Raw genomic sequence first — 23,053 nt, 5'->3', positions numbered from 1 at the left:
GGGTGGCGGAGAAGGGACCGGTGATGACCGCATTCTCGCTCGAACCGGCACAACTCGCCTGGTGTGCCGAACTGCGCGTCCTGGCCGCGGAACGGCTTCGCCCGCTGGCCGACAAGGGCGAACCGGGGCACGTGAACCGGCCCTTGGTCACCGAACTCGGCAGTGCCGGCCTGCTCGGGCGCCTGTTCACCTCGGGCGCGCTCGATCTGTGCCTGATGCGCGAGTCCCTGGCCTACGCCTGCACGGAGGCCGAGACGGCCCTGGCCCTCCAGGGCCTCGGCGCCCATCCGGTGCACGCGTACGGCACGCAGGCGCAACGTGCCCGCTGGCTCCCCCGGGTCGCCGACGGCACGGCGGTCGCGGCCTTCGCGCTGAGCGAGCCGGAAGCCGGATCGGACGCGGCGGGGCTGGGGATGCGGGCGGAGCCGGACACCCCGCCGGGCGGCGGGCCGCCCCCCGGCACGGCACTCACCGCCGCCCCCGACGGCTCCGCCCGCTGGCGCCTCACCGGTGAGAAGTGCTGGATCTCCAACGCCCCCGAGGCCGACTTCTACACCGTCTTCGCCCGGACCACCCCGGGCGCCGGGGCCCGGGGCGTCACGGCGTTCCTCGTGCCCGCCGACCGCCCGGGCCTGACCGGCCGCGCTCTCGACATGCTCTCGCCGCACCCGATCGGCGCGCTCGACTTCGACGCCGTGCCCGTGACGGCCGACGACGTGCTCGGCGAGGCCGACCGCGGCTTCCGGGTCGCCATGGGGACCCTCAACCTGTTCCGGCCCAGCGTCGGCGCCTTCGCGGTCGGCATGGCGCAGGCGGCCCTCGACGCGACCCTCGCCCACACCGCCGGGCGGGACGCCTTCGGGGGCAAGCTGCGGGACCTTCAGGCCGTCTCGCATCAGGTCGCCGAGATGGCCCTGCGCACCGAGGCCGCCCGGCTGATGGTCCACGCGGCGGCGTCGGCGTACGACGCGGGCTCCCCGGACGTACCCCGGCGCTCCGCCATGGCGAAATTGCTCGCCACCGAGACCGCCCAGTACGTCGTCGACACGGCCGTCCAACTGCATGGCGCCCGGGCCCTGCAACGCGGCCACCTGCTCGAACACCTCTACCGCGAGGTGCGCGCGCCGCGCATCTACGAGGGGGCCAGCGAGGTGCAACGCGGCATCATCGCCAAGGAGCTGTACGCCCGTCAGGAGGCCCGGTGAGCACCGAGCGCGTCAACCCGCCCGACCTGTCCCCGCCGGCCGGCTTCTCCCACGCCGTCGTGGCCCGCGGTTCGCGGGTGGTGTTCCTGGCGGGCCAGACGGCCCTCGACTCCGACGGCAAGGTGGCCGGACGGACCCTGCCCGAGCAGTTCGGCAAGGCCCTCGCCAACCTGCTGGCCGCCCTCGCCGCGGCCGGCGGCACACCGTCCGACCTGGCTCGCGTCACCGTCTACGCCACGGATGTCGAGGCGTACCGCACGCACGCCCCCGAACTCGGCCGGCTGTGGCGCGAGTCGGCCGGACGCGACTACCCCGCCATGGCGGTCGTCCAGGTCGTCCGGCTGTGGGACGCGGAGGCGCTGGTCGAACTGGACGGCTTCGCGGTCCTGCCGTAGAGCCGCCCCGTGCCGCGTGGGGTGACGCTCCGGTCAGGCCGCGACGGCCAGTTCCCACGCCGTCACCCGGCGCGGCTGCACCACGCGGCCGTCCGGCAGCAGTTCTCCGGTGTCGTCGAACACGACCGTCCCGTCGCACAGCAGGCTCCAGCCCTGCTCGGGGCGGGCCGCCACGACGTGCGCGGCGGGGGAGTCGGTCGCGGGGCAGTGGGGCTGGTGGGCACACATGGCGCACCTCCACGTCGGTAGGGCCGTCCGAAGGGTTCGGATGACGCGTACGGACAGACCATCCTCCCGTCGCGGGCTCATCGGAACGGCCCGGCGGGAAGCGTGACCCGCCCAGGACATTCCCGGGACGGTTCCACGACGGCCGAGGCGGACTCGCCACCGAAGGGACCGGGGTCACCGGCGCCTGCCCGCAGGGCCGGCACGAGTGGAAGCCGCCATTCCCTTCTTTCCCGCGAGTTTCCCCCACGCGTGTACGCCCCCTGCCGGCGCGGCGGCCGCTGCCGCGCTGCTCCTGCTCACCGGCGCCGGCGCGGCGCCCGCCACCGCGTCCGTCCTCGCCCCGGCCGGTTCCGTGACGGTCGACGCCGTGGGCCGGATCGCGCCGACGGCACCGTCGCCCTGCCCGGCACCTACCCCCTGCGCGAACTCCAGCGGCCCGGTGTTCGCCGGCTCGTCCTCGAGCCGGGACGTCTCCACGACCCGTCACGGCATCGCCGGGACCGGGCCGTGTGCGACGCTGCCGCGCACCGCCGGGTGAACACGGGCCGGGCCCCGCTCGGCGCGTTCGTGGCCGGGGCGGCCCACGTCGAGGCCACCGTGAGGGAGCTGCGCACCTTCAGCGGCCTGCCGTTGCCCACCTTCCGCGCGGTCCGCGGGCAGGACCTCACGCCGACCCGGACCTGAGCACGACGGTGAGCACATCTGCGGGCGTCCCGGACCGGGACACCCGCCGATCCTGTTTAATTGCGTCATCTTTGCAATAGCCTGTTCGAAGCAACAAGGGTGTGAGGTCACATGACGACCCGTCGGATACGAGGGTCCGCCGTCACGGCGGCGCTGGCCGCGGCGGTCACCGCCTGCTCGGCTCCCAGCGGCGGCGGCTCGGGCGACGGCAGGTCCGCCGGGTCGGTCGTGCTCGGGGTGGCCTCCGAACCCGCCACCCTCAGCCCGCTGCTCGGCTACGGCAAGGACGGCAACTCCAAGATCTTCGACGGGCTCCTCGCCCGCGACGCCGACCTGAAGCTGAAGCCGGCGCTGGCGGCCGAACTGCCGAAGATCACCGACGGCGGCCGCACGTACACCTACACCCTGCGCGAGGGGGTCGAGTTCAGCGACGGCGAACCCCTGACGGCCGCCGACGTCGTCTACACCTACCGGACCGTCCTCGACGCGAAGACCAACAACACCTTCAAGAGCGAGCTGGACGCCGTCAAGGAGGTCAGGGCGAGCGGGGACGACCAGGTCGTCTTCACGCTCGCTTACCCCTACGCCCCCTTCGCCGCCCGCACCGTGCTGCCCATCGTCCCCGAGCACATAGCCGGCGAGCAGGACCCCAACACCGGCTCCTTCAACACCGAGCCGGTCGGTACCGGTCCTTACGTCCTCAGCAACTGGAGCAAGGGCGAGAAGCTCACCTTCAAGGCCAACCCCCGCTACTGGGGCGGCGAGCCAGCGGTGAAGACCTTCACCATGGCGGTCATCGGCGACGACGACGTACGCGCCACCCGGCTGCGCTCCGGCGACCTCGACGGCGCGGTCCTCCCGCCCAACCTCGCCGCCACGTTCGAGGACGACGACGCCAAGCGCACCTACGAGGCCCGCTCCTACGACTTCCGGGCCGTCACCCTCCCGACCTCCGGCAAGGTCACAGGCGACCGCGCGATCCGACGGGCTCTCGACGCCGCCGTCGACCGCGAGGCCATGGTCGGCAAGATCCTCGACGGCGCGGGTCGCCCGGCGTACGGGCCGCTGCCCGTCGACGACCCCGCCTTCACCGAGGACGTCGAACGCACCAAGGACCTCGCCGGGGCCGGGAAGATCCTGGACGAGGCCGGCTGGAAACCCGGCAAGGACGGCATCCGCGCCAAGGACGGACAGCGGGCCGCCTTCGACCTGCTCTATCCCTCCGGCGACAAGGTCCGCCAGGACCACGCCCTCGCCTATGCCTCCGACGCCAAGAAGGCAGGCATCGACGTGAAGGTGGAGAGCGCCACCTGGGAGGTCATCGAGCCGCGCATGAAGGACACGGCCGTCCTCGCGGGCTTCGGCAGCACCGGCGACCCCGACTTCGGCCTCTACACCCTGCTGCACTCCTCCCTCGCCGGCGACGGCTTCAACAACATGGCCCGCTACGACAACCCGGCCGTGGACCGGGCCCTCGACGACGGCCGTCGCAGCCAGGACCCGAAGGCCCGCCGGGCCGCCTACGACAAGATCCAGCGCGCTCTGGTGCGGGACCCCGGCTACACCTTCCTCACCCACATCGACCACCTCTACGTCCTGGCCGACCGCTGGGACGGCCTGAGCACCCAACTGGAGCCGCACGAGCACGGCTTCGCCAGCGGCCCCTGGTGGAACATCGAGGACTGGCAGCCGAAGAAGTGACCCGCCCGCCCTGGGGAGCCATGGCGCGGCTGGCGGGGCGGCGGGCGCTGGTCGCCGTGCCCGTCCTGCTCGTCGTCACCTTCGGCGTGTTCGCGATCGCCGCCGCCTCCCCCTTCGACCCCGTCAAGGCCTACGCCGGCACCGCCGCGCTCGGCGCCGACCAGCAGACCCTGGACCGGCTGCGCGAGAACCTCGGTGTGGACCAGCCCTTCGCCGCCCGCTGGTGGCACTGGCTGACCTCCGCCCTCACCGGCGACCTCGGCCACTCCAGCGTCATGCGGCAGCCCGTCGCCCAGGTCATCGGCGAACGGCTGGTGTGGTCCGCGCTGCTCTGCGCGGTCGCCTTCGCCGCCGCCGTCCTTCTGGGCACGCTCCTCGGCGTGCTCGCCGCCCGCCGTCCCGGCTCGCTCCTGGACCGGACCGTCACCTCCCTCGCCTACACCCTGGAGGCGGCACCGGTCTTCTGGATCGCGCTGCTCGCCGTCTGGCTGTTCGCCCTCCAGTGGGACGTCCTCCCGGCGGGCGGCCTGACCGACACCGGCAGCGAGCAGGTCACGCCCGGACAGGTCACGAGCCATCTGGTCCTGCCCGCCGGGGTCCTCGCCGTGTCCCAACTGCCGTGGTTCACCCTGTACGTGCGCCAGGGCGTCGGCGACGCCCTGGCGGAAGACCCCGTACGCGGCGCCCGGGCCCGCGGCCTGAGCGAACGCACCGTCCTGCTCGGACACGCCCTGCGCTCCGGGCTGCTGCCGGTGCTCACACTCATCGGCTCCCGCGTGCCCGAACTCATCACCGGGGCCCTGCTGGTGGAGAGCGTCTTCAGCTGGCCGGGGATCGCCGCCGCCACCGTCCAGGCGGCCACCGCCGTCGACTTCCCGCTGCTCGCCGCCCTGACGACCCTGGCCACCGCCGCCGTGCTCGCCGGCAACCTGCTCGCCGACCTGCTCTACGGACTGTTCGACCCGAGGGTGAAGCTCAGTGACATGTGACGCACCGGCGCCCGCCGCCGCCCCGGAGCACACCGAATGGCGGTCGCACGGACCGCAGCGCCGCTCCACCCGCGCCCTGCGCGTGCGCACCTCCGCCGCACTGGTGGCCGCGACCGTCCTGGCCGTGCTGCTCGTGCCGCCGCTGGCGCAACTGGACCAGCAGGCCGTCGATCTCGCCGCCAAGCTGCGACCGCCGTCCCCGGCGCACCCGTTCGGCACCGACGACGTAGGCCGTGACCTGCTGCTGCGCTGCGTCTACGGCCTGCGCGTCTCGCTGCTCGTCGGTGTGGCGGCGGCGTTGACCGCGACCGTCGTCGGCACCGCCGTGGGCGCGGCGGCCGGGGCGCTGGGCGGCTGGGCCGACCGGGCCCTGATGCGGGTGGTCGACACGTTCTCGTCCGTGCCGCATCTGCTGCTCGGCATCTTCATCGTCGCCATGTTCCGGCCCGGGGTGTGGCCGGTGGTGATCTCGGTCGCGCTGACCCACTGGCTGTCCACGGCCCGGATCGTGCGCGCCGAGGTGCTGTCGCTGCGGACGCGTCCGTACATCGACGCCGCCGTCTGCGGCGGGGCGTCCCGGTGGCGGGTGACCGTACGGCACCTCCTGCCCGCCGTCCTTCCCCAGGCCGCGCTCGCCGCCGTGCTGATGGTGCCGCACGCCATGTGGCACGAGTCGGCGCTGTCCTTCCTCGGCCTCGGGCTGCCCACGCACACGGCCAGCCTCGGCACCCTGATCCAGGGCGCCCGGGGCTCGCTCCTGGCCGGCCAGTGGTGGCCGACCCTCTTCCCGGGCCTCTTCCTCATCGTCCCGACCCTCGCCGTCGCCGGACTCGCCGGGGCCTGGCGGGAGCGGATCCATCCCCGTCACCGATCGGAGCTGATGCTGTGAGCGCCGACCTGGATATCGCACATCCCGTGCTGTCCGTCCGGGGCCTGTCGGTGCGGTTCCTCCTGCCCGGCGGGCGCCGTGTCGCAGCGGTCACCGACGCCCGGTTCGACGTGGGGCCCGGCGAGTGCCTGGCCCTGATCGGGGAGAGCGGCTGCGGCAAGTCCGTACTGGCCTCAGCCCTGCTCGGACTGCTCCCCGGCAACGCCCAGACGGCCGGCTCGGCCGTCCTCGGCGACCTGAACCTGCTCACGGCCGGTGAGCGGACCCTCGCCCGCGCCGTCCGGGGGCGGCTCATCGGCCTCGTACCGCAGAGCCCGGCCGCCCACCTCACCCCGGTGCGTACCGTCCGCTCCCAACTGGAGGAGACGGTCGCCGCCTTGACCGCGACCCGGGGCCGTGCCGCCCTGCGCGCCGCCGCCGAGGCCGCCGCCGCACGGGCCGCGTTCCCGGCGGACCACCTCGACCGCCACCCCCACCAACTGTCCGGCGGCCTCGCCCAGCGCGCCGCCACCGCCCTCGCCCTGGTCGGCGACGCGCCCCTGCTGCTCGCCGACGAACCGACCACCGGACTCGACCGTGACCTGGTGGACCGCACGGTCGACGAACTGCGGCGGCACGTCGACGGTCCGAGCGCAGCGAACGGCGGCGGGCGGGCCCTGCTGATGATCACCCACGACCTGGTGGCCGCCGAGCGCATCGCCGACCGGGTCGCGGTCATGTACGCCGGCCGCATCGTCGAACTCTCCGACGCCGCCGCCTTCTTCGGCTCGCCCGGGCCCCGTCACCCCTACAGCCGCGGCCTGCTCCAGGCCCTGCCCGACCGCGCCTTCGTCCCCGTCCCGGGCATGCCGCCCGAACTCGGCGACCTCCCGGCCGGCTGTGCCTTCGCCGCCCGCTGCGACCGGGCCACCGACACCTGCGCCACCGAGCCGCCCGCCGGCACGGTCGCCTGCCACCACCCGCACGTGCCGGAGGACGTCCGTGCTTGAACTGCGCTCCATCACCGCCGGATACGTCAGGAACGCGCCGGTGGTCCGGGACGTCTCCCTGACCGTCGCGCCGGGAGAGTCCGTCGGCCTGCTCGGCCCGAGCGGCTGCGGCAAGTCCACCCTGGCCCGCGTCGCGGCCCTGCTGCACCGCCCCGACTCCGGCACCCTGCTCCTCGACGGCGAGCCCGTACGGCACTGGCGCCATCGCGCCCCCCGCGCCCTGCGCACCGCCTTCGGGGTCGTCTTCCAGCAGGCCAGGCTCTCCGCGGACCCCCGGCTGCCGCTCACGGACCTGATCGCCGAGCCCCTGCGCGCCACCGGCCGTGGTAAGGAAATCCCCGGCCGCATGGCCGAGTTGGCCCCCGTCGTCGGCCTCACCCCCGACCTGCTGACCCGCCGGCCGCACGAGGTCAGCGACGGCCAGCTGCAACGGGCCTGCCTCGCCCGGGCCCTGGTGCTGCGCCCGCGCCTGCTGGTGTGCGACGAGATGACCGCGATGCTCGACGCCTCCACCGCCGCCGCCCTGGTCGCGGCCGTGGAGGACTACCGGGCCGCGACGGGCGCCGCCCTGCTGGCCGTCGGCCACGACCGCACCCTGCTGGAACGCTGGTGCGACCGCACCGTCCGCTGGGACGGCCTGACCTGAGACGCGCTACTCCTGAACGTGCCGGATGGCGTCGAGCACAATGTGCGCCACATGGTCGTCGGTGAGGGTGTACCGCGTCTCGCGGGCCTGACGCCGGGCGGTGACGATGCGGGAGGTGCGCAGCACCCTCAGGTGCTGGGAGACCAGCGGCTGGCTCACGCCCAGGGCGGTCACCAGCTCATGGACGTACTTCCCGCCGACGGACAGTTCCCGCACGATGCCCAGCCGTACGGGCGAGGCCAGGGCGCGCAGCAGCTCGCCGGCCGCCTGCAGCGTCGGGTCCGGCTCGTCCGTCGGGGGAGAGGGCGTCGTTGTCATATGCACACATTAGCATATGACAACGATTCCCATTCGTTCTCCGGCTCGCCGGAGACGGCTCCCGTCAGTGGTCGTCCCAGTGTCCCTCGTGGGCGGCGTGGCGGTGGCCGTCGTGCACGTAGTCCGTGTGGTCGCCGTGCCGCACGGCCAAGTGGCCGCAGTCGTCGCCGTGCTGGTGGTCGTGGTTCTTGTGCACCGCGTGGCCGCTGTTCGCGCACTCGTCGGTGTGGCCCTCGTGCGTCCGGTGGATGTGGCCGTCGTGGGCGTAGTCGATGTGGTCGCCGTGAGGGAAGGACAGGTGGCCGCAGTCGTCGCCGTGGGCGTGCGCGTGGTCCTCGTGGGTGATGTGCTCGGCGGTGGTCATGGTGGTGCTCCTCGCATGTGCTGGTGGCCGCCCGTGGTGCCGGGGCCCGGCCGACATGGCGACATTAACATATAGCGATTGCTGCATGTATTCTCGGGGCGCCCACCACCCGACGCCACCGGACGCGGGCGTACGGGTGAACCGCCCCCTAGCGCACCGCCACGATCACGCAGCTGTCGCCGTACTGCCACACCGGCCCGGCCTTGGCGAAGCCGGCCTGCCGAAGCAGCTCCAGGTGGGCGGGGAGGGGGAGTTCGGCGGGGCGGCCGGTGCCGGGGGGGTCCGCGCGGCGGCGGCGCTCGGCGAGGAGGTCGCGCAGCTCCGGGTCGTCGGCGACGGCGGCCCACCAGGAGCTCCAGTCCTCATGGGTGAACACCCGCTGCCGGTCCGCCCGGCACCGCCCGACATGGGTGGCGATCCCGGCCGGGCCCGCCTCGCCCTGGGGGAGGTGGTCGCCGTTGACCAGGACGCCCCCGGGTCGCAGCAGTCCGGCGAGCTGGCGGTAGGTGCCGAGCAGGGTGTCGCGGTCGAGGTAGTGCAGGGCCGTCGTGGAGACCGCCGCGTCCAGGGGCCGGTCCAGATCCAGGGTCCACACCCAGCCGGGCGCACCGATCTCCGCGTCGACGTAGCGGGCCGCGTCCGGATGGTGGGTGCGGCCCAGCTCCAGCAGGAGGGGATCCCGGTCCACGGCCACGATCTCGGCGTCGGGCAGCCGCCGGATCAGCCGCGCCGCCAGCGAGCCGGGCCCGCAGCCCAGGTCGACGACGAGGGGCGGGGCCGTGCACCCCGCCGTGACGTGCTCGACGACATCGGCGATCACCGTGAACCGCTCCTCGCGGTCCACCGCGTACCGCTGCTGCTGGAGCTCCCAGCGCTCCACCCAACGCTCCGCCGTCGCCAGACTCAGCCCCATCCGGTCGCGCCACCTTGCCGTCTCGCACCTGACCCGTTGCCGGTCCGAGCCTACAGGTGGAAACGGTTCCCATTACGCATAGCCGGTCGTGTCACGGGAGTGAAGTGAGAACGGACAGCAGCCGGTCGATCTCCTCAACCGTGTTGTACACATGCAGACTCACCCGCACCGAACCGGTCTTCTCGCCCGCGTCGCCCTGGCAGTGATGGTCGGAGCGGACCATGAACCCGTGGCTGAACAGGATGAACCCCAGGTCGCCCGAGTCGATGGCACGGTGCCGCAGCGTCACGATGCCCTGGCGGCGCTGCACGGCCGTGTCGGCGGCCAGGCTGAGCGGGCAGCCGAGGATCTCGTAGGCGTCCAGCCGGCGCAGCCCGTCGGTGAGCCGGGTCGCCAGGTCGGCCGTCCAGCGCTCGATGCGATCGACGCCGGCCGCGTCCAGCCAGTCCAGGGCCGCTTCGAGCGAGGCGATGCCCACGGTGTTCGGCGTGCCGCTCCACCCGCCGGGCACGAACGCCGGGCCGCGCGCCTGCCGGGCCCACACGGCCCCGGAACCGGGCAGGGCCAGCGCCTTGTGCCCGGAGAAGACGACGAAGTCCACGTCCAGCTCATCCACGGAGACCGGCAGATGCCCGACACTCTGCGCGGCGTCCAGGCAGATGACCGCGTCCGGGCCGACGGCCTGCCGGATGCGCTGCACGTTCATGTCGCCGCCGTAGACGTGGTGCACATGGGTGGTGGCGACGAACCGGGTGCGCGGCCCGGCCCGTTCCGCCAGCGCCCGGTGGTCGTAGTCCCCGGAGCCGCTCTGGTACGGCATCGGCACCACCCGGACGTGCACGCCCTCCCGGGCGAGCAGCCGCCGGGTCTCCAGCCAGGGCGTGATGTTGGCCTGGTGGTCGGCGTCCGGCACCACGATCTCGTCGCCGTCGCGCAGGAAGCCCGGCAGCCAGTCGCGGGCGACGGTCCGCAGCCCCTCGGTGGTGCCGCTGGTGAAGTGCACGGCGGAGCGCTCCGGCCGGGGGTCTCCGAGGAACCGGGCGACCCGCTCGCGGGTCCGCTCCACCAGCTCCGTGGTCCGGTTGGCCCAGGTGTAGGTGCCGCGCGCGGAGTTGGCGTTGGACGTGGTCAGATACCTCTGGACGGCGTCCAGCACGGCCTGCGGCTTCTGCGCCGTGGCCGCGCTGTCCAGGTACGCCAGCTCGGGGTGCCCGGTGACGATGGGGAACTCGGCGCGCAGCGCCCGCTGCCACGGGCCCAGCTCCTCGCGGGTGATCGGCGCGGTCATGCCGGTCAGTCCCGCACCAGGGGCGCGCCCGCGTCCCGCCAGGCGATGATGCCGCCGGCCAGACTGCGCACGTCCGGGTGGCCCATCCGGGTCAGCAACGCCGCGTACCGCGCGGACTGCTCACCCACCGGGCAGGCCAGCAGCACCGGCCGGCGCCGGCTGAACGGCACCCCGCCCTGGAGGAGTTCGGCGAACAGCTCGTCGACGATGTTCACCGACCCGTCGATGTGCAGTGCCGCGTACGCGAACGGGCTGCGCAGGTCGACCACCAGCGGCCCGTCGGTGTCGATCCAGCGCCGGGCCTCGGCCACGCCGATCGACGGCGCGTTGCCGACCTCGGCGTCCGACAGATCGGCAGGCGAGTTCTTCCGGGGCGGCCGGCCCAGCAGATCGGGGCGCCGCTGCCGGACGTAGCTCAGATAACTCTCCACCCGGTCACAGACGATGAACACCGCCGTCCGGCGCTCGGTCAGTTCCTCGTCCACCGCGCGCAGATGCCGGACGGCGCCGAAGTAGGCCGCACCTCCGGTCGGCCCACCGAGGATGCCGCAGCGGCGGTTCAGGGTCAGCATGCCCTCGATCGCCTCGTCGGCGCTCACCGACTCCATCGTGTCGTACGTCTCCGGGTCGAACAGGCCGACCTCCTGCACCTCGTCGATGGTGCGGATCCCCGGAATGAAGTCGGACTTGGCCGCGACCAGCCCCACCACCCGCACCGACGGGTCCTCCTCCCGCAGGGCGCGGGCCACACCCGTGGAGGAACCCGCGGTGCCCACACAGGCGACGAACCAGTCCGGGACACGGCCGTCCAGGTCCTTGACGATCTCCGGCCCGGTGCCGGTGAGATGGGCATCGGTGTTGCGCGGATTGAAGTACTGGTCGGTGTGCAGATAGGCGCTGCCGGACGCGGACAGCGTGCGGTGAAACAGGGTCAGCGGGTCGTCCGTGGCGGTCGGGTCGAGACACTCGCTCTGCCCCGGCAGCTCCTCGATCTCCGCGCCGAGCAGCAGCAGGAGGTCCTTGATCTCCGGGACCCGCATGCGGTTGGTGACGCTCTTGAAGCCCAGGCCGTGCATGCCCGCGATGACCGCCAGGGCCTTGGCCGTGTTGCCGCTGGACAACTCGACCACCTGGCTGCCGTGTTCGACCGCCTCGGCCAGCAGGGGCCCCGCCATGCTCCAGGCGGCCCGGTCCTTGACCGAGCCGAACGGATTGAGCATCTCCAGCTTGGCGTACAGGTCGATGTGGCGCAGACCGTGCACGGCCGGGTCGATCCGCACCAGCGGGGTGTTGCCGATCGCCTCGGTGATGCTGTCGTACCTCACTGGACTCCCCCCGAGGGCGTGATCGGCCAGAACTGGTCGTCGAGGCACCAGCGCCAGGCGTCGCCGTCCTGCCAGGCGGCGACCTTGCGGGCGGCGGGCTGGTGCTGGGCGCGTGTGGCGTGGAAGTCCATGGCGTAGCCCGCGGTGTTGGCGAAGGCCAGCAGATCACCGGGTTCCGGGCGGCGCGGCAGGAACACCGTGCGCCGGGTGATCAGGTCGCTCTCCAGGCAGAGGCTGCCGAAGAGGTGCACCGCGACGGGTCCCTCACCCGGTCCGGCTCCGTTTCTGGGGACGACGACCGGGTCCATCAGCACTCCGTGGTCCTCCAGGGCGATGTCGTCCGCCTTGGCGGCCAGCCGAACGAGCAGTTCCCCACCGGCCTGCTGGGTGCGGACCTCCAGGACCCGCGCCAGCGAGATCCCGCACTGGTCCAGCAGCGCCCGGCCGGGTTCGACGTGCAGGTCGTACAGGTGCTCCAGCAGCAGCGCGGCCAGCGGGCGGCCGCCCAGCGAGGCGGCGGGCTGGGCCAGCAGCTCGTCCAGGTAGGCCGCGCCCGCGACGGACCGGTGGGCCGGGTAGAGACCGAGCGCGCCGCGCAGGGTGCCCGACTCGTTGCGCAGCCCGTAGCCGTGCCCGCCCCACGTCAGGGGCGGGCGCCGGCCGAGGACGGCGGTGGTGAGCTCGCTGGTGTACGCCTCCCACTGCTCCCGCTCGGCGAGATAGCTGATGCCGAACCCGCCGCCGACGTCCACGGCCCGGGGCCGCAACCCCCGGCTCCGGCACAACTCCAGGGCGGCCAGGCTCCCTTCGAGGGCGGTCGCCTTCTCCGCGACACTCGTGGTGTCCAGATGGAAGGCCACCCCCGTCGCCTCGACGGCGTCACCATGCCGCTCGACCGCCTCCAGCAGCGGCTCCAACTCCCGTACGGGCGTGCCGAAGCGGCTGCGCCGGCTCAGCACCTTCACGCCCGACGTCTGAAAGCCCGACAGCCGCAGCAGCACCGGCACCGGGGCGAGCGCGTGCTTGCGCACCAGGGCGGCGAGCTGGTCCAGCTCGGGGGCGGCGTCGACGCTCACCGTGACGCCCGTACGCGCCGCCAGCCACAGGAACTCGGGGTTCTTCGGCCCCGTGGCCGTGATCCGGTCGGCACCGAACCCGGCACCCAGGGCGTGCTGCAACTCGCCCAGCGACGCGACGTCCACGCCCGCGTCCGTCGCGGCGAGCCGCCGCAGCAGCGCACTGGACCGGTTGGCCTTGTGGGCGTAGAAGACCTGCCCTGACAGGTGATGCGCCCGGTACACCGACCGGAACCGCTCCAGGTTCTCGGCGATCTGGTCCGGCACCACGACGTGCAGAGGTGAGCCGAGGGCGTCGGTGAGGGAGTGCAGTGTGCCGTGCGCCGCCACGAGCGACCTCAGCCGTGATTCCAGTCGCGGTTCGAGATACATGGGCCGGCCGTCCATGCGCGCTCCCCCTCCTGAGGCCGCCGCACCCGGCATCCGGGCACGTCGGACACTCCCCGCGTTTCGCCGTATAGCCCCTATCCATTCTTCGGTCGCTTTACGCCCTGTACGACCCGGACCTGTTCTCTCGCCGGTGTGAAGCGGATCACGGGCCGGGGGGGGCGCGCGCCGGGCAGGCGTGTTCCAGCACGCCCAGGTGGCCGACTTCGGGGCCACGACCGTCACGGCGGTGAACAAGCCGCCGTGCTGACGGCTCAGCCCCGGGCCGGCCCAGTGGGGGCGTCGTACACGAGGAGTCCGTCGTCACGCAGACGGGCTCCCGGTGTCGGCGTGTGGGCGCTCAGACGCCCGTCGTGCATGAGGTGCAGGGCGGGTACACCGCGGGCGAGCACCGCGAAGTCGGCGATCAGACGGCGGTGGCAGCGCCACCAGACCGCCTCGCTGCACATCACGGCGGTGCGCACGTGCCCCGCCTGCCGCAGCACCCGGTCCATGGCGGCGAGGAACTCGGGGGAGCGGGTGTGGGCGGCGTACCCGCGGAAGGACGCGTTGCGCCAGACGACGTCCGGGCTGTCTGCGGGCAGCGGGCGGAACCCGCCGAGGCCGGGTTCCCACCGGTAGGCGATGCCGGCACCCGGCAGCCACTCGGCGAGCCGCTCCCGCAGCAGATCGGGATCACGGCGGCTGCCGGGAGCGGTCCGCACGTCCACGACCGCCACAACGCCGGCGGCACGCAGCAGCTCGGTGATCCGGTCCCGCCCGGCGGTGCTGTGGCCGAAGGTCAGCACAGGCGCGTCCACAGAAACGGACTTTCCCGTTTCCGTGAGCCCACACCCGAGGGCGCGCTCACTCTCAGATGTTGAGGAAGAGGCCACTTGGCCCTGCGACGTCCCATGCGGCTTTCCCGACGTGGACGGAAACGAGAGCGAATCGGTGTCGCAGACTCTCAGCCGAGGAGTGCCACCCGGACCCCCACGTTATGCGCCGACAGCGAGAGCGCAGTTGCCCCGCTCGCCGGAATTCCGATGACCTCGACAGTCACCCCTCGTGCTGCCAGGGCCTTCGCGGTCTGAGCGATGGTGATCTGGGAAAAACCAAAGACGGAGTCCGGAGTCAGGTTCTCGCGGTTCTTGAGCAGCATGGCAAGGACGATCCTTTTGGGCGTGAAGTCGTCCGGGAGTACGAGTTCACCCCGGCTGAGCCGGGCGACCTTCGCGGTGAACTCCGCACGGACCTGGGCGGACTCCTGGAGCAGTTCCACCGCCACCCTGGCCTGGTTGAACAGGTGACTCAGCGGCCCGGAACCGCCCGCGCGCTTGACGAGGACGAGCGTGCCGTCGGGCATGAGCAGGTCGCAGATCTCGACCTGGTCCCGCGGCCGGAGAGGATTGGTGACGTTCTTGGTGTCGAGGCAGAGCCAGTCGGGCCGTTCCTCGTCGGCCACCCTGTTGTTGTAGGCGTTCTCGGACTCACCGTCGATCCAGGCGGGGAGGCAGACGGAGGGCGACGGCGAGAACAGCGCCGCCACGGCCGCCCGGCACTCGTCCACGTAGGCGGACCCGGCCTCGTACCACTCACCGTCCATGAGGAAGTAGCGTCCGGAGCCCACGGAGACAGCGGCCTCCAGCCACGTCAGCGCACTGGTGACGGCGAGCGTGTCGGCCACCCCGGCCCGGCGGTCCCGGGCGAGGGTCACGGTTCCCTCGCGCAACGCCCTGAGACGCTCGCCGGGCGGTGTGAGCCGCGCCCGGGTGAGGACGTAGTCGGGGTCGAAGTCGTCCGAGCGCAGGGCGCCGGGGCTGTTGATCCGCGTCACGTAAGTGGTCGCCTCCGTGTACGCGGCATGGTGTTCGGACGGCACAGAGACGGAGATCCGTCCGTCGGCGGGACGGCCGAGGAGGTCGTCCAAAGCCTGATCGAGAACGTCGAGAGTAGCCGTGTCCTCGACCGGCGCGATGTGGTCGACGAATTCCAGTTCCTGGTGCGGGATGTCCTCGCGGCAGATTCTGGCGATGGCCCGCAGGTCGGAGAGCAGGGCCTCGGGTTCGATCCCGAGGGCGATCCTCAGTCCGCACCCGCCCTGGGCGCTGACGGCCCTTCCGCGCGTGTACCGCGACCGGGTGAGCGGCAGTTCGTCGAGGTAGCCGCCAAGGCTGCGCACAATGCGCGAGTGGTCGCGGATGCCGAGCAGCGGGACCGGGGCGCCGCCCGGCACCAGGGAGATGTCGGTGCGTGTCTGCCCGAGAGACCGGGAGACCGCGCCACGGATCAGGTTCGGATCCATCTGCCGGACGGCGAAGGAGAGACCGAAGCGCTTGTCCTTGAGGTGGTCGGGAATCAGCCGGTATCCCTGGTCACAGCCGATGGCGTACACCGTGCCGTCGACGGCGAGCAGGAGTACGGCGGCGGTGCGCCGGACGCCTTCGGTGACGTTGATGCCGGTGGTGCGGGCCATGGGTGCGCACCAGGGGGCCTCGGTGCGCTCCATTGCACAGGTGACGTACACGGCAGGGACCCCGAGCGCCTCGGGTGCGTGGGGCTCGGCGCCGAGCCTGTCCAGAAGTTCGGCGTCGAGGGCGTCCAGCATGGCGTCCTGGGTGGGGGCGACGTCGGACAGCCGGTAGACGGTGCGTACGGCGGTGTGCGACGCCATGGGGTGCCTCCTGGGCGCTGTGGTTCACGAGAGCTTCGAGTACACGAGAGAGATTCCCACCATCCCGTGTACGTTGTCAACGGACTTCGCTCTGGAAGGTCTGTGGTGTTCCGTGTACGCTGGGGGTCATGACGGACAACGCCGCTTCATCGGTCGGCCCGCTTGTCACCGGGGCGGAGATCGCTCGGCTGGCCGGGGTCACCCGGGCCGCTGTCTCCAACTGGCGCCGCCGCTACGACGACTTCCCCACACCGGCGGGGGGTGGCGTCAACAGTCCGCTCTACGCGCTCACCGAAGTCCAGGACTGGCTGGACAGGCAACGCAAAGGCCAGGAGGTCTCGCCCGAGGTCGAGTTGTGGCAGGCCCTACGGACCGCTTACGGGGATCAGATGGTCGCGGGCCTGGCCGCGGTCGCCGCCGCGCTGGCCGGGGAGTCCGAACCGACTCTGCCGGACGACGTCGCTGCCCGCCTACGGCAGCTCGCCGAGACCGAGGCACCCGTCGATCTCGTAAACGGACTTACTGACCGGTTCATGGACTCCGCCCGACGTGCGGGATCCGACCAGGTGACGTCCGAGCGTGTGGTGCGGGCTGTGTGTCACTTCGCCCCCGCGCTGCCGGCTGGTGGCACAGTCTTCGATCCCGCCTGCGGTATCGGGGTGCTGCTTCTGTCGGTCGCCTCCGAGACGGGAACGCGTTGCCGTGGCCAGGAGATGGATGCCGACAGCGCCCGTTTCGCCCAGCTGCGTGCCAGCCTCATGGGCCGCTCCGAGGTTCGCGTCGTGGCGGGGGACTCGCTGCGCGCGGACGCATGGCCGGACCTCAAGGCGGATCTGATCGTCTGTGACCCTCCGGCCGGTGTGACGGAGTGGGGGAGGGAGCAACTGCTGCTCGACTCCCGCTGGGAACTCGGCACCCCGTCCAAGGCCGAAGGCGAACTCGCCTGGCTCCAGCACGCGTACGCGCACACCGCGCCGGGCGGCCAGGTCCTCATGGTCATGCCGGCTTCGGTCGCCTACCGAAAGGCGGGCCGCCGCATACGGTCGGAACTCGTACGCCGGGGCATCGTGCACCAGGTGGTCGCCCTGCCGCCGGGGACGGCGACCTCGCACTCCCTGCCCGTCCATCTGTGGTGTCTACGGCGTCCCGAGAACATCTCGGGTGCGGACACCCACCACACCGTGCGTATGGTCGACCTGACCGACAACAGCCCCGACGATGACTTGGATCCCAGGCCCGACCAGACCGTGGACGTGCCGCTGATCGAGCTCCTCGACGACACCGTCGACCTGACCCCCGGCAGTCACCTGCGGTCCCGGCACCGCGACTACCCCGGTGAGTACGAGGCCCTGCGCAAGCAGTTGCAGGAGCAGGTGCGCCGACTGGCCGCCTACCTGCCCGAGCTCGCTCCCGGCGGCGGACCGGGCTCGCTGGACGGTGCCACCACGAGCGTCGCGGATCTCGCCCGCGCGGGACTCGTGGAGTACGACGGCCCGGAACCGGTCTCGGCCAGCGAGCAGCTCGACACGGACTATCTGCAGGGTTTCCTGCGCAGTTCCGGCAACACACGCCGCTCCACCAGCGCGAGTGGGACCTACCGTTTCGACGCCCGGGGCTCGCGCATCCCCCGCATGGACATCGAGGAGCAGCGCCGGTACGGCTCCGCGTTCCGGGCGCTGTCCGCGTTCGAGGAAGGGCTGCGCAAGGTTGACGAGCTGAGCCGGCAGCTCGCCGAGGTCGCCCGGGACGGCCTCGCCACGGGGGCCCTGGCTCCTCAGGAGTGAGGACCGGGCAGCCGGTCAGGCGGCGTGCGGCAGAAACGGACTCGCTGCTCCACTCCACGTCACGCTGAGCGCCTCGCGAGCCCGGGTGCAGGCGACGAAGAGCAGGCAGCGCTCCCGTAACAGATCGGCGTCGTGCTGCAGCGGGTCCGCCTCACGTGGTGTGATCTCCCGGGCGAACGGAACGGTGCCCTCGCTGACACCGAGGACGGACACCGCCCGAAACTCCAGCCCCTTCATCGCGTGCATCGTCGCCAGCCGTACCCCTTCGACCCCCTGCGTGACCTGCCCTCGGACCCGTAGCACGGGGATGCCGGCGGCCCTCAGTTTCTCCTCGGCGGTGTCCAGCGAGAGGTTGAACCGTGCGCACACGCCGACCTCGTGCGGTGCCAGGCCTTCGGTGAGCAACGCCCGGACCCGGTCCACCAGCGCCTCGGTCTCCTCCTGCCGGGTCGCGTATCCCTGCACCTGGGGATGGCGTCCGTGCAGCAGTGAGCGGTACCCGGCCAGCGAGTCCGTCCCCTCGCCTTCGAGGGCGTCGACGGTGACGGGTGCCAGCAGCCGCGCAGACCAGGCGAGGATCTCCTCGGTGGAGCGGTAGTTGAGGCGCAACCGGAAGCTGCGGCCGGCCGTCACGATGCCCAGGGAGCCGAGCGAGACCCGGGAGTCGTAGATCCGCTGGTGTGGGTCTCCGGTGGCGAACAGGTCGTCGGGGCCGGGGGCGACGGCGGCGCGCAGCACCCGCCACTGGGCGGGGTGCAGGTCCTGTGCCTCGTCGACGACCACGTGGGCGTACGGAGCCGGCTCGTCGCCGAGGAGTTCCGCCGCGCGGGCGCATACGCGCAGGTGTGTGGTCTCGCCGCGGTCACGCAGGAGCTGTTCGAACCGCTGCACGCCACTCCACACCACGCGCCGGCGCGTGGGGCCGAGACCGGTGCCGCGGCCGCGGCGGCTCGCACCGAGGTAGGCGTCCAGGTCGCGGAGGTTCTGGCCGAGTACGACGTGCCGGTACTCCTGAGCCATGAACTGGGCGGTGAACGGCAGATCGAGCTGCTTGACCGTCTTCTCCCACAGCTGCCGCTGCTCCCGGTCCCCGATCGGCTTGGGCACGGCAGCCGACCTCATGCGCACGATGCCATGGGCACACGCGTCGACCGTCGTTACGTCGACCCGAGCCAGCAGCTTCTCGTCCTCCTCGAGGAGCAGCCCGAGCATGTCGCGCAGTCCGGCGGCGAGCGCGTTCGTGTAGGTGGTGAGCAGGATGCGGCCGTCCTCGGAACGACCGAGCAGGTGCTTGACCCGGTGCAGGGCGACCACCGTCTTGCCCGTCCCGGGGCCGCCGGTGACCTGGACGGGACCGCCGTACGAGGTGCGGTAGGCGACGCGCCGCTGGGAGGGGTGGAGGAAGACCCGCCAGGCCTCGAACGGCTTCTCCAGGATCTCCTCCAACTCCCGCGGCCCGGTGACCAGGCGGATGCGTGCGGGAGTGTTGGCGATGACCGTGGCCAGGTCCTCGACCGGTTCGGCGGGCGCGTCGGCGGGCCGGCGGACGGCGACGACATCCCGGTAGACGTCCTCCGGGCTGAAGCCTTCGGCGAGGTACTGGAGAACCTCCAGCTGGTCCTCCGGCAAGAGGGTGGAAAACGCCTCCAGCTGGGCCTTGTCCACCAACGACCGTGCGGCGCGCAGTACCTGGTCGTCGATGCCGAGTTCCCGCAGGGTGCTGTCGGAGACGTGCGCGAACAGCAGCCGGGGTGCCGTGCGCGCGGCGGTCTCGTACAGCGGTGTCAGCTCGTCCAGGGCGACGGCGTCGCGTACTTCCAGGGCGCGTGTCGCGGAGTTCGCGCTGTACAGGCGCTTCGCCGCCCAGGTGTAGGCGTCGTCGTGCGGCAGGACGTTGACCAGCAGGAACATGTCGCTGCCGTCGTCGGGCGCGAGGACGACGCCGCGCCAGAAGTCGGTGATGCGGATGGTGCGTATCCGCCGGTCGCGGGCGTTCTCCACACACTCCAGGTGCAGTCCCTTGTCCGCGTTGAGCTCGGCGGCGCTCATGGCCTGGAACTTCGCCATGGCCTTGCGCACTCCCGCTCGGACGGGCTTCTCCAACGTGTCGTAGCCGTCCCAGAAACTCTGGGCGAAGGCGAGCCGGGGCATCAGGCCGCTTCCTTTCTTCCGGACGCCAGTTGTCCGGCGATCTCCCGGAGAGCTGTCAGGAGTTGTTCTGGTTCACGGGAGAGATCGAGGCTGTGCTGGTACAGCCGCATCGCCCGGCCGTCCGGTCCCGCAGCTGTTCCCCGCACCTCGTGTAAGCGCTCGGGCTGCCGTCCGGCCGCGTACACAAGATGCGCCTCGCGCAGACCGAGCACGGTGGCGTACGCGAGCGCCTGGTACAGGTCGGCGTTGAGGAGTCCGTCGGCCTTCTCGACCTTGTACTTGGCGTCGACGACGGCAAGCGGAGTACGTCCGTCGCCGGTGCGGACGACCAGGTCGGGGCGCATCCGTACCAGACCCGCGAGGTCGAGGTGGTGAGAGTCCTGGAGGCGCGCGGTCAGGCCGTGTTCCCGGAGGGCCTCGCGCAGGGCGACCGTGACGAAGTCCTCGAACAGCTTGTTCATGTCGAGCAGGAAGCCGTCCACAGCCAGTGGGGAGGCCCCGGCCGGCCGGTGTTCCGGCGAGGTGCCGCGCAGGACGGCCTCGGCGAGCCGCAGGGCCGGCTGGTAGCGGGCGTTGAGGCGGGACGGCTGCCAGAGCGGCGGTTCCTGCCCGCGTATCAGCGGCAGCGCATCGGCGAGCCGTGCCCGCTGGTGGGCGAGGCGCCGCCGGACCGGACCCGGGACACACGGCAGCCGCAGCAGCCGCTCGGCTGCGGCCCGCAGGATGCGGTTCTCGGCGGTGTCGGCGGTGTACGCGTCGTAGACGATCTCCGCCGGCGGCGTACGGCCGAAGTGCCGCCGGATCTGCTCGGTCTCACGCAGCCTCCCGCGCACGACCAGCGATGACTCCTCGACCTCCCGGTAGCCCTGGAGGACGCCCTGCCGCAGCGCCGCGTCGATTCGCCGTTCCACGGCGTGCGCGAGAGCGGGGACGACGTCGTCGTGAGCGCCGGTGTCGACGGTGCCCTCCCGGCTGTCGCGCCAGGCGCGCGCCGGGTCGAGGCTGAACCCGAGGAGGAAGAACAACCGCCGAACCGGGGTCTTGGGCATGATCCGCACGACCGCACCACCGGGGGCGCGCACGGCGCCGACCCGGCTGCCTGCCCGCAATAGCCAGTGCCCGTCGCGGCCGGGATCGGGGGTCGCGCTCTCCAGGATTCCCGCGGCGGCGAGGGCCCGCCCGTCCGCGGCGCCCAACGGGATGGAAACTGCGGGCCCGTACTCGCGCAGTGTCACGTCGGCCACGGACACGGTCACGGGCGCTGCTCGCGCAGCGAGTCGAGGCCGTAACGGGCGGCGACGTCGAGGCCCTCGCCGTAGTGGTGCTCCTCCAGGAGCGGCAGGATCTTCGTGCGCCAGGTCCGTTCGAGGCCGCCGTCGCGGTACACGCCCGGCTTCATCAGGTACGACGGTCCGATGGCGAAGTCGGCGTCTCCGACACGGGTGTTGAGGGCGTCGAGCAGGCGTGCGGGTTCCGGGTCCCGGCCCTCCCGCTTCAGCCAGCGCGCGAGCAGCCCGGCGGTCGGCTCGGTGCGCGGGGACAGTTCCACGAACGCGAAGCGGCGCCGCATCGCCGCGTCCACCAACGCGATCGAACGGTCGGCGGTGTTCATCGTGCCGATCACGAAGAGGTTGGGTGGCAGCGCGAAGTCGTCCCCGGAGTAGGTGAGTCGGACGGACCTCTTCCGGTACTCCAGGAGGAAGTACAGTTCACCGAAGACCTTCGCCAGGTTGGCCCGGTTGATCTCGTCGATGATCAGGAAGTGCGGGACGTGCCGGTTGCCCTCGCGGGAGGCGAGATCGGCGAGCTCCCGCAGAGGGCCCGCCGTCAGCCGGAAGGCCACCTCCCGCGTCTCGGGGTCCTCCACGGGCCGGAACCCCTCGAAGAAGTCCTCGTAGGCGTACGAGGGGTGGAACTGCACAATCTTGACTTGTTCCGGACCGCCGCCGAAGTACTCGGCCAACTTCATCGCCAGATAGGTCTTGCCGGTGCCCGGTGGCCCGTAGAGAACCAACTGCCGCTCATCGATAAGGAGTTCCCGTATCTCGTCCAGCCAGGAACGGTCGTGGACGAGGAGGTCGGCGGAGAGTGCGCCGGTGATGTCCGGCAAAGTCAGTTCCCCGCTCGGCGCGGGGACCGTGAGATCCGTCAGCCCGGTGAGCTCGTCCAATGCGTCAAGAACGACGGTCAGATCGACCACATCATGCTGGACGGACAGCTTCTGCTGCACTTCCTCCGGCACTTCCTCGTAGGCATGGCTGTTTTTGAACCAGGCGACGGCCCTGCGCAGATTGGACAGCCTGCCCGGCGACGAGGTCTGCACGGCATCGCCGGTGATCCGGCCGATGTGCAGCCGGCCATCGCTGATGGTGGCCACGGTGTCGCCGATGCGCATCTGCGTCAGGAAGGCGTGCAGTTCGTCGACGAGACCTCGTTTCTGGTTGTACGAGGCCGCCCCCTCGTACCCGTCTTCCACGAAGCGGCGCAGCGTGCTTTTGGTCGGGTCGTTCTCCTCCAGGGGTGGCAGGTGCGCGCCCGCGAGCGAGACGAAGCCCTCCCGCAGCCACGACTGCCGCACCAGATTGTGTCCCGACACATTGGATCCCCGCACCAGCCACGCCTTGCGCGGGGCACGCCAGCCGGTGGACAGGTAGTCGGCGAGGGGATGGCCCTCGGCGGTGCGCCAGGACTCCGGGCCGGAGGCGTCGTAGCCGTACACGAGTGCGGCGGCGGCCGAGGAGGAGTTGCACTCGATGTCCCGGGCCACCCTCCACCGGTCGGCGGAGGCATCGACGAGCCCGCCGCTCGCGCGAAGCTCCGCGCGGGTCCGGCGGGCGTGGTCGCCGAGCCCCGGCCATGCCTCGGCGGCCACCGTCGAGCCCTCGCGCAGAAGGAACTTGTGTGTGCCGTTGCCCCCGAACTCGGTGAGCAGGTGCCCGCGCGCCTCACCGCCGCCCTTGGGGAGCTTGATGCGGAACTCGGGCGTGCCGGGGAGGAGTTCGGGCTGGGGCATGGGTGACCTTCCGGGAGGGCGAGGTCTGCGCGGACACCCCGAGCTTACCTGTTGA

Annotated in this window: 21 protein-coding genes; 9 read left to right on the top strand and 12 right to left on the bottom strand. The window is 71.9% G+C overall.

All coding sequences use genetic code 11. The features are described 5' to 3' along the window. Positions 1–23 precede the first annotated feature (23 nt). Both ACIQHQ_RS10595 and ACIQHQ_RS10590 read left to right on the top strand, forming a co-directional pair. Positions 24–1,205 (top strand): acyl-CoA dehydrogenase family protein, encoded by a 1,182-nt coding sequence (locus tag ACIQHQ_RS10595; RefSeq protein WP_402611453.1) that lies wholly within the window; start codon positions 24–26, stop codon positions 1,203–1,205. Further along, positions 1,202–1,600 (top strand): RidA family protein, encoded by a 399-nt coding sequence (locus ACIQHQ_RS10590; protein WP_402611452.1) that lies wholly within the window; start codon positions 1,202–1,204, stop codon positions 1,598–1,600. Before ACIQHQ_RS10595 ends, ACIQHQ_RS10590 begins: the two co-directional genes overlap by 4 nt. Before the next feature lie 33 nt (positions 1,601–1,633). On the opposite strand, the gene ACIQHQ_RS10585 is transcribed toward ACIQHQ_RS10590, so the two are convergent. Continuing rightward, positions 1,634–1,828, bottom strand: coding sequence for a DUF5999 family protein (locus ACIQHQ_RS10585; RefSeq protein ID WP_402611451.1), 195 nt, complete (start codon positions 1,826–1,828; stop codon positions 1,634–1,636). A 102-nt stretch (positions 1,829–1,930) separates the two neighbouring features. On the opposite strand from ACIQHQ_RS10585, the gene ACIQHQ_RS10580 reads away from it, so the two are divergent. The 6 genes from ACIQHQ_RS10580 to ACIQHQ_RS10555 all read left to right on the top strand — a co-directional run bounded on the left by ACIQHQ_RS10580 (position 1,931) and on the right by ACIQHQ_RS10555 (position 7,726). After that, on the top strand, positions 1,931–2,512 hold the full coding sequence (locus ACIQHQ_RS10580) for a DUF6299 family protein (protein WP_402611450.1): 582 nt from the start codon (positions 1,931–1,933) through the stop codon (positions 2,510–2,512). Positions 2,513–2,623: 111 nt separating this feature from the next. Continuing rightward, complete coding sequence (locus tag ACIQHQ_RS10575; RefSeq protein ID WP_402611449.1) at positions 2,624–4,213, top strand: ABC transporter substrate-binding protein; 1,590 nt, start codon at positions 2,624–2,626, stop codon at positions 4,211–4,213. 20 nt (positions 4,214–4,233) lie between these two features. Beyond that, positions 4,234–5,202 carry an ABC transporter permease gene (locus ACIQHQ_RS10570; RefSeq protein ID WP_402611448.1) on the top strand — a complete coding sequence of 323 codons (969 nt, stop codon included), beginning with the start codon at positions 4,234–4,236 and terminating at the stop codon, positions 5,200–5,202. Beyond that, entirely contained in the window at positions 5,192–6,091 is a 900-nt protein-coding gene (locus tag ACIQHQ_RS10565; RefSeq protein WP_402611446.1) for an ABC transporter permease, read from the top strand. Before ACIQHQ_RS10570 ends, ACIQHQ_RS10565 begins: the two co-directional genes overlap by 11 nt. A gap of 14 nt (positions 6,092–6,105) precedes the next feature. Continuing rightward, positions 6,106–7,080: an ABC transporter ATP-binding protein gene (locus tag ACIQHQ_RS10560; protein WP_402611646.1), complete on the top strand. Its 975-nt coding sequence runs from the start codon at positions 6,106–6,108 to the stop codon at positions 7,078–7,080. Then, the gene (locus ACIQHQ_RS10555) at positions 7,073–7,726 is read left to right on the top strand and encodes an ABC transporter ATP-binding protein (protein WP_402611445.1); all 654 of its coding nucleotides are present in this window, start codon (positions 7,073–7,075) and stop codon (positions 7,724–7,726) included. The genes ACIQHQ_RS10560 and ACIQHQ_RS10555 overlap by 8 nt, the downstream gene beginning before the upstream one ends. A gap of 6 nt (positions 7,727–7,732) precedes the next feature. On the opposite strand, the gene ACIQHQ_RS10550 is transcribed toward ACIQHQ_RS10555, so the two are convergent. From ACIQHQ_RS10550 to ACIQHQ_RS10515, 8 genes are all read right to left on the bottom strand, one after another. Beyond that, entirely contained in the window at positions 7,733–8,044 is a 312-nt protein-coding gene (locus tag ACIQHQ_RS10550; RefSeq protein WP_402611444.1) for an ArsR/SmtB family transcription factor, read from the bottom strand. A 64-nt stretch (positions 8,045–8,108) separates the two neighbouring features. Further along, positions 8,109–8,408, bottom strand: coding sequence for a hypothetical protein (locus ACIQHQ_RS10545; RefSeq protein WP_402611443.1), 300 nt, complete (start codon positions 8,406–8,408; stop codon positions 8,109–8,111). 148 nt (positions 8,409–8,556) lie between these two features. After that, positions 8,557–9,321, bottom strand: coding sequence for a class I SAM-dependent methyltransferase (locus ACIQHQ_RS10540; protein WP_402611441.1), 765 nt, complete (start codon positions 9,319–9,321; stop codon positions 8,557–8,559). Positions 9,322–9,412: 91 nt separating this feature from the next. After that, complete coding sequence (locus ACIQHQ_RS10535; RefSeq protein WP_402611439.1) at positions 9,413–10,609, bottom strand: aminotransferase class V-fold PLP-dependent enzyme; 1,197 nt, start codon at positions 10,607–10,609, stop codon at positions 9,413–9,415. A gap of 5 nt (positions 10,610–10,614) precedes the next feature. Beyond that, positions 10,615–11,934: a pyridoxal-phosphate dependent enzyme gene (locus ACIQHQ_RS10530; protein ID WP_402611438.1), complete on the bottom strand. Its 1,320-nt coding sequence runs from the start codon at positions 11,932–11,934 to the stop codon at positions 10,615–10,617. Next, the gene (locus tag ACIQHQ_RS10525; RefSeq protein ID WP_402611437.1) at positions 11,931–13,397 is read right to left on the bottom strand and encodes a Y4yA family PLP-dependent enzyme; all 1,467 of its coding nucleotides are present in this window, start codon (positions 13,395–13,397) and stop codon (positions 11,931–11,933) included. Before ACIQHQ_RS10525 ends, ACIQHQ_RS10530 begins: the two co-directional genes overlap by 4 nt. Positions 13,398–13,651: 254 nt before the next feature. Next, positions 13,652–14,197 carry a DUF488 family protein gene (locus ACIQHQ_RS10520; RefSeq protein ID WP_402611435.1) on the bottom strand — a complete coding sequence of 182 codons (546 nt, stop codon included), beginning with the start codon at positions 14,195–14,197 and terminating at the stop codon, positions 13,652–13,654. 146 nt (positions 14,198–14,343) lie between these two features. Continuing rightward, positions 14,344–16,050 (bottom strand): TIGR04141 family sporadically distributed protein, encoded by a 1,707-nt coding sequence (locus ACIQHQ_RS10515; RefSeq protein ID WP_402611433.1) that lies wholly within the window; start codon positions 16,048–16,050, stop codon positions 14,344–14,346. Between the two features lie 128 nt (positions 16,051–16,178). Here ACIQHQ_RS10515 and ACIQHQ_RS10510 point away from each other — a divergent pair, with 128 nt between their 5' ends. After that, the gene (locus ACIQHQ_RS10510) at positions 16,179–17,834 is read left to right on the top strand and encodes an N-6 DNA methylase (protein WP_402611431.1); all 1,656 of its coding nucleotides are present in this window, start codon (positions 16,179–16,181) and stop codon (positions 17,832–17,834) included. Positions 17,835–17,849: 15 nt separating this feature from the next. Here the strand turns inward: ACIQHQ_RS10510 and ACIQHQ_RS10505 are convergent, their stop codons facing one another. The 3 genes from ACIQHQ_RS10505 to ACIQHQ_RS10495 are packed head-to-tail and all read right to left on the bottom strand — an operon-like array spanning position 17,850 to position 22,998. Continuing rightward, positions 17,850–19,985 carry a UvrD-helicase domain-containing protein gene (locus tag ACIQHQ_RS10505; protein WP_402611429.1) on the bottom strand — a complete coding sequence of 712 codons (2,136 nt, stop codon included), beginning with the start codon at positions 19,983–19,985 and terminating at the stop codon, positions 17,850–17,852. Continuing rightward, on the bottom strand, positions 19,985–21,241 hold the full coding sequence (locus ACIQHQ_RS10500; protein WP_402611427.1) for an McrC family protein: 1,257 nt from the start codon (positions 21,239–21,241) through the stop codon (positions 19,985–19,987). Before ACIQHQ_RS10500 ends, ACIQHQ_RS10505 begins: the two co-directional genes overlap by 1 nt. Then, the gene (locus tag ACIQHQ_RS10495) at positions 21,238–22,998 is read right to left on the bottom strand and encodes a DUF4357 domain-containing protein (RefSeq protein WP_402611425.1); all 1,761 of its coding nucleotides are present in this window, start codon (positions 22,996–22,998) and stop codon (positions 21,238–21,240) included. The genes ACIQHQ_RS10500 and ACIQHQ_RS10495 overlap by 4 nt, the downstream gene beginning before the upstream one ends. Positions 22,999–23,053: the final 55 nt, after the last annotated feature.

It is taken from the genome of Streptomyces sp. NPDC092370, from assembly GCF_044755265.1.
Taxonomy (GTDB): Bacteria; Actinomycetota; Actinomycetes; order Streptomycetales; family Streptomycetaceae; genus Streptomyces.
The sequence above is the reverse complement of the archived record's forward strand: the minus strand, read 5'-3'. Positions and strand labels throughout refer to the sequence as shown.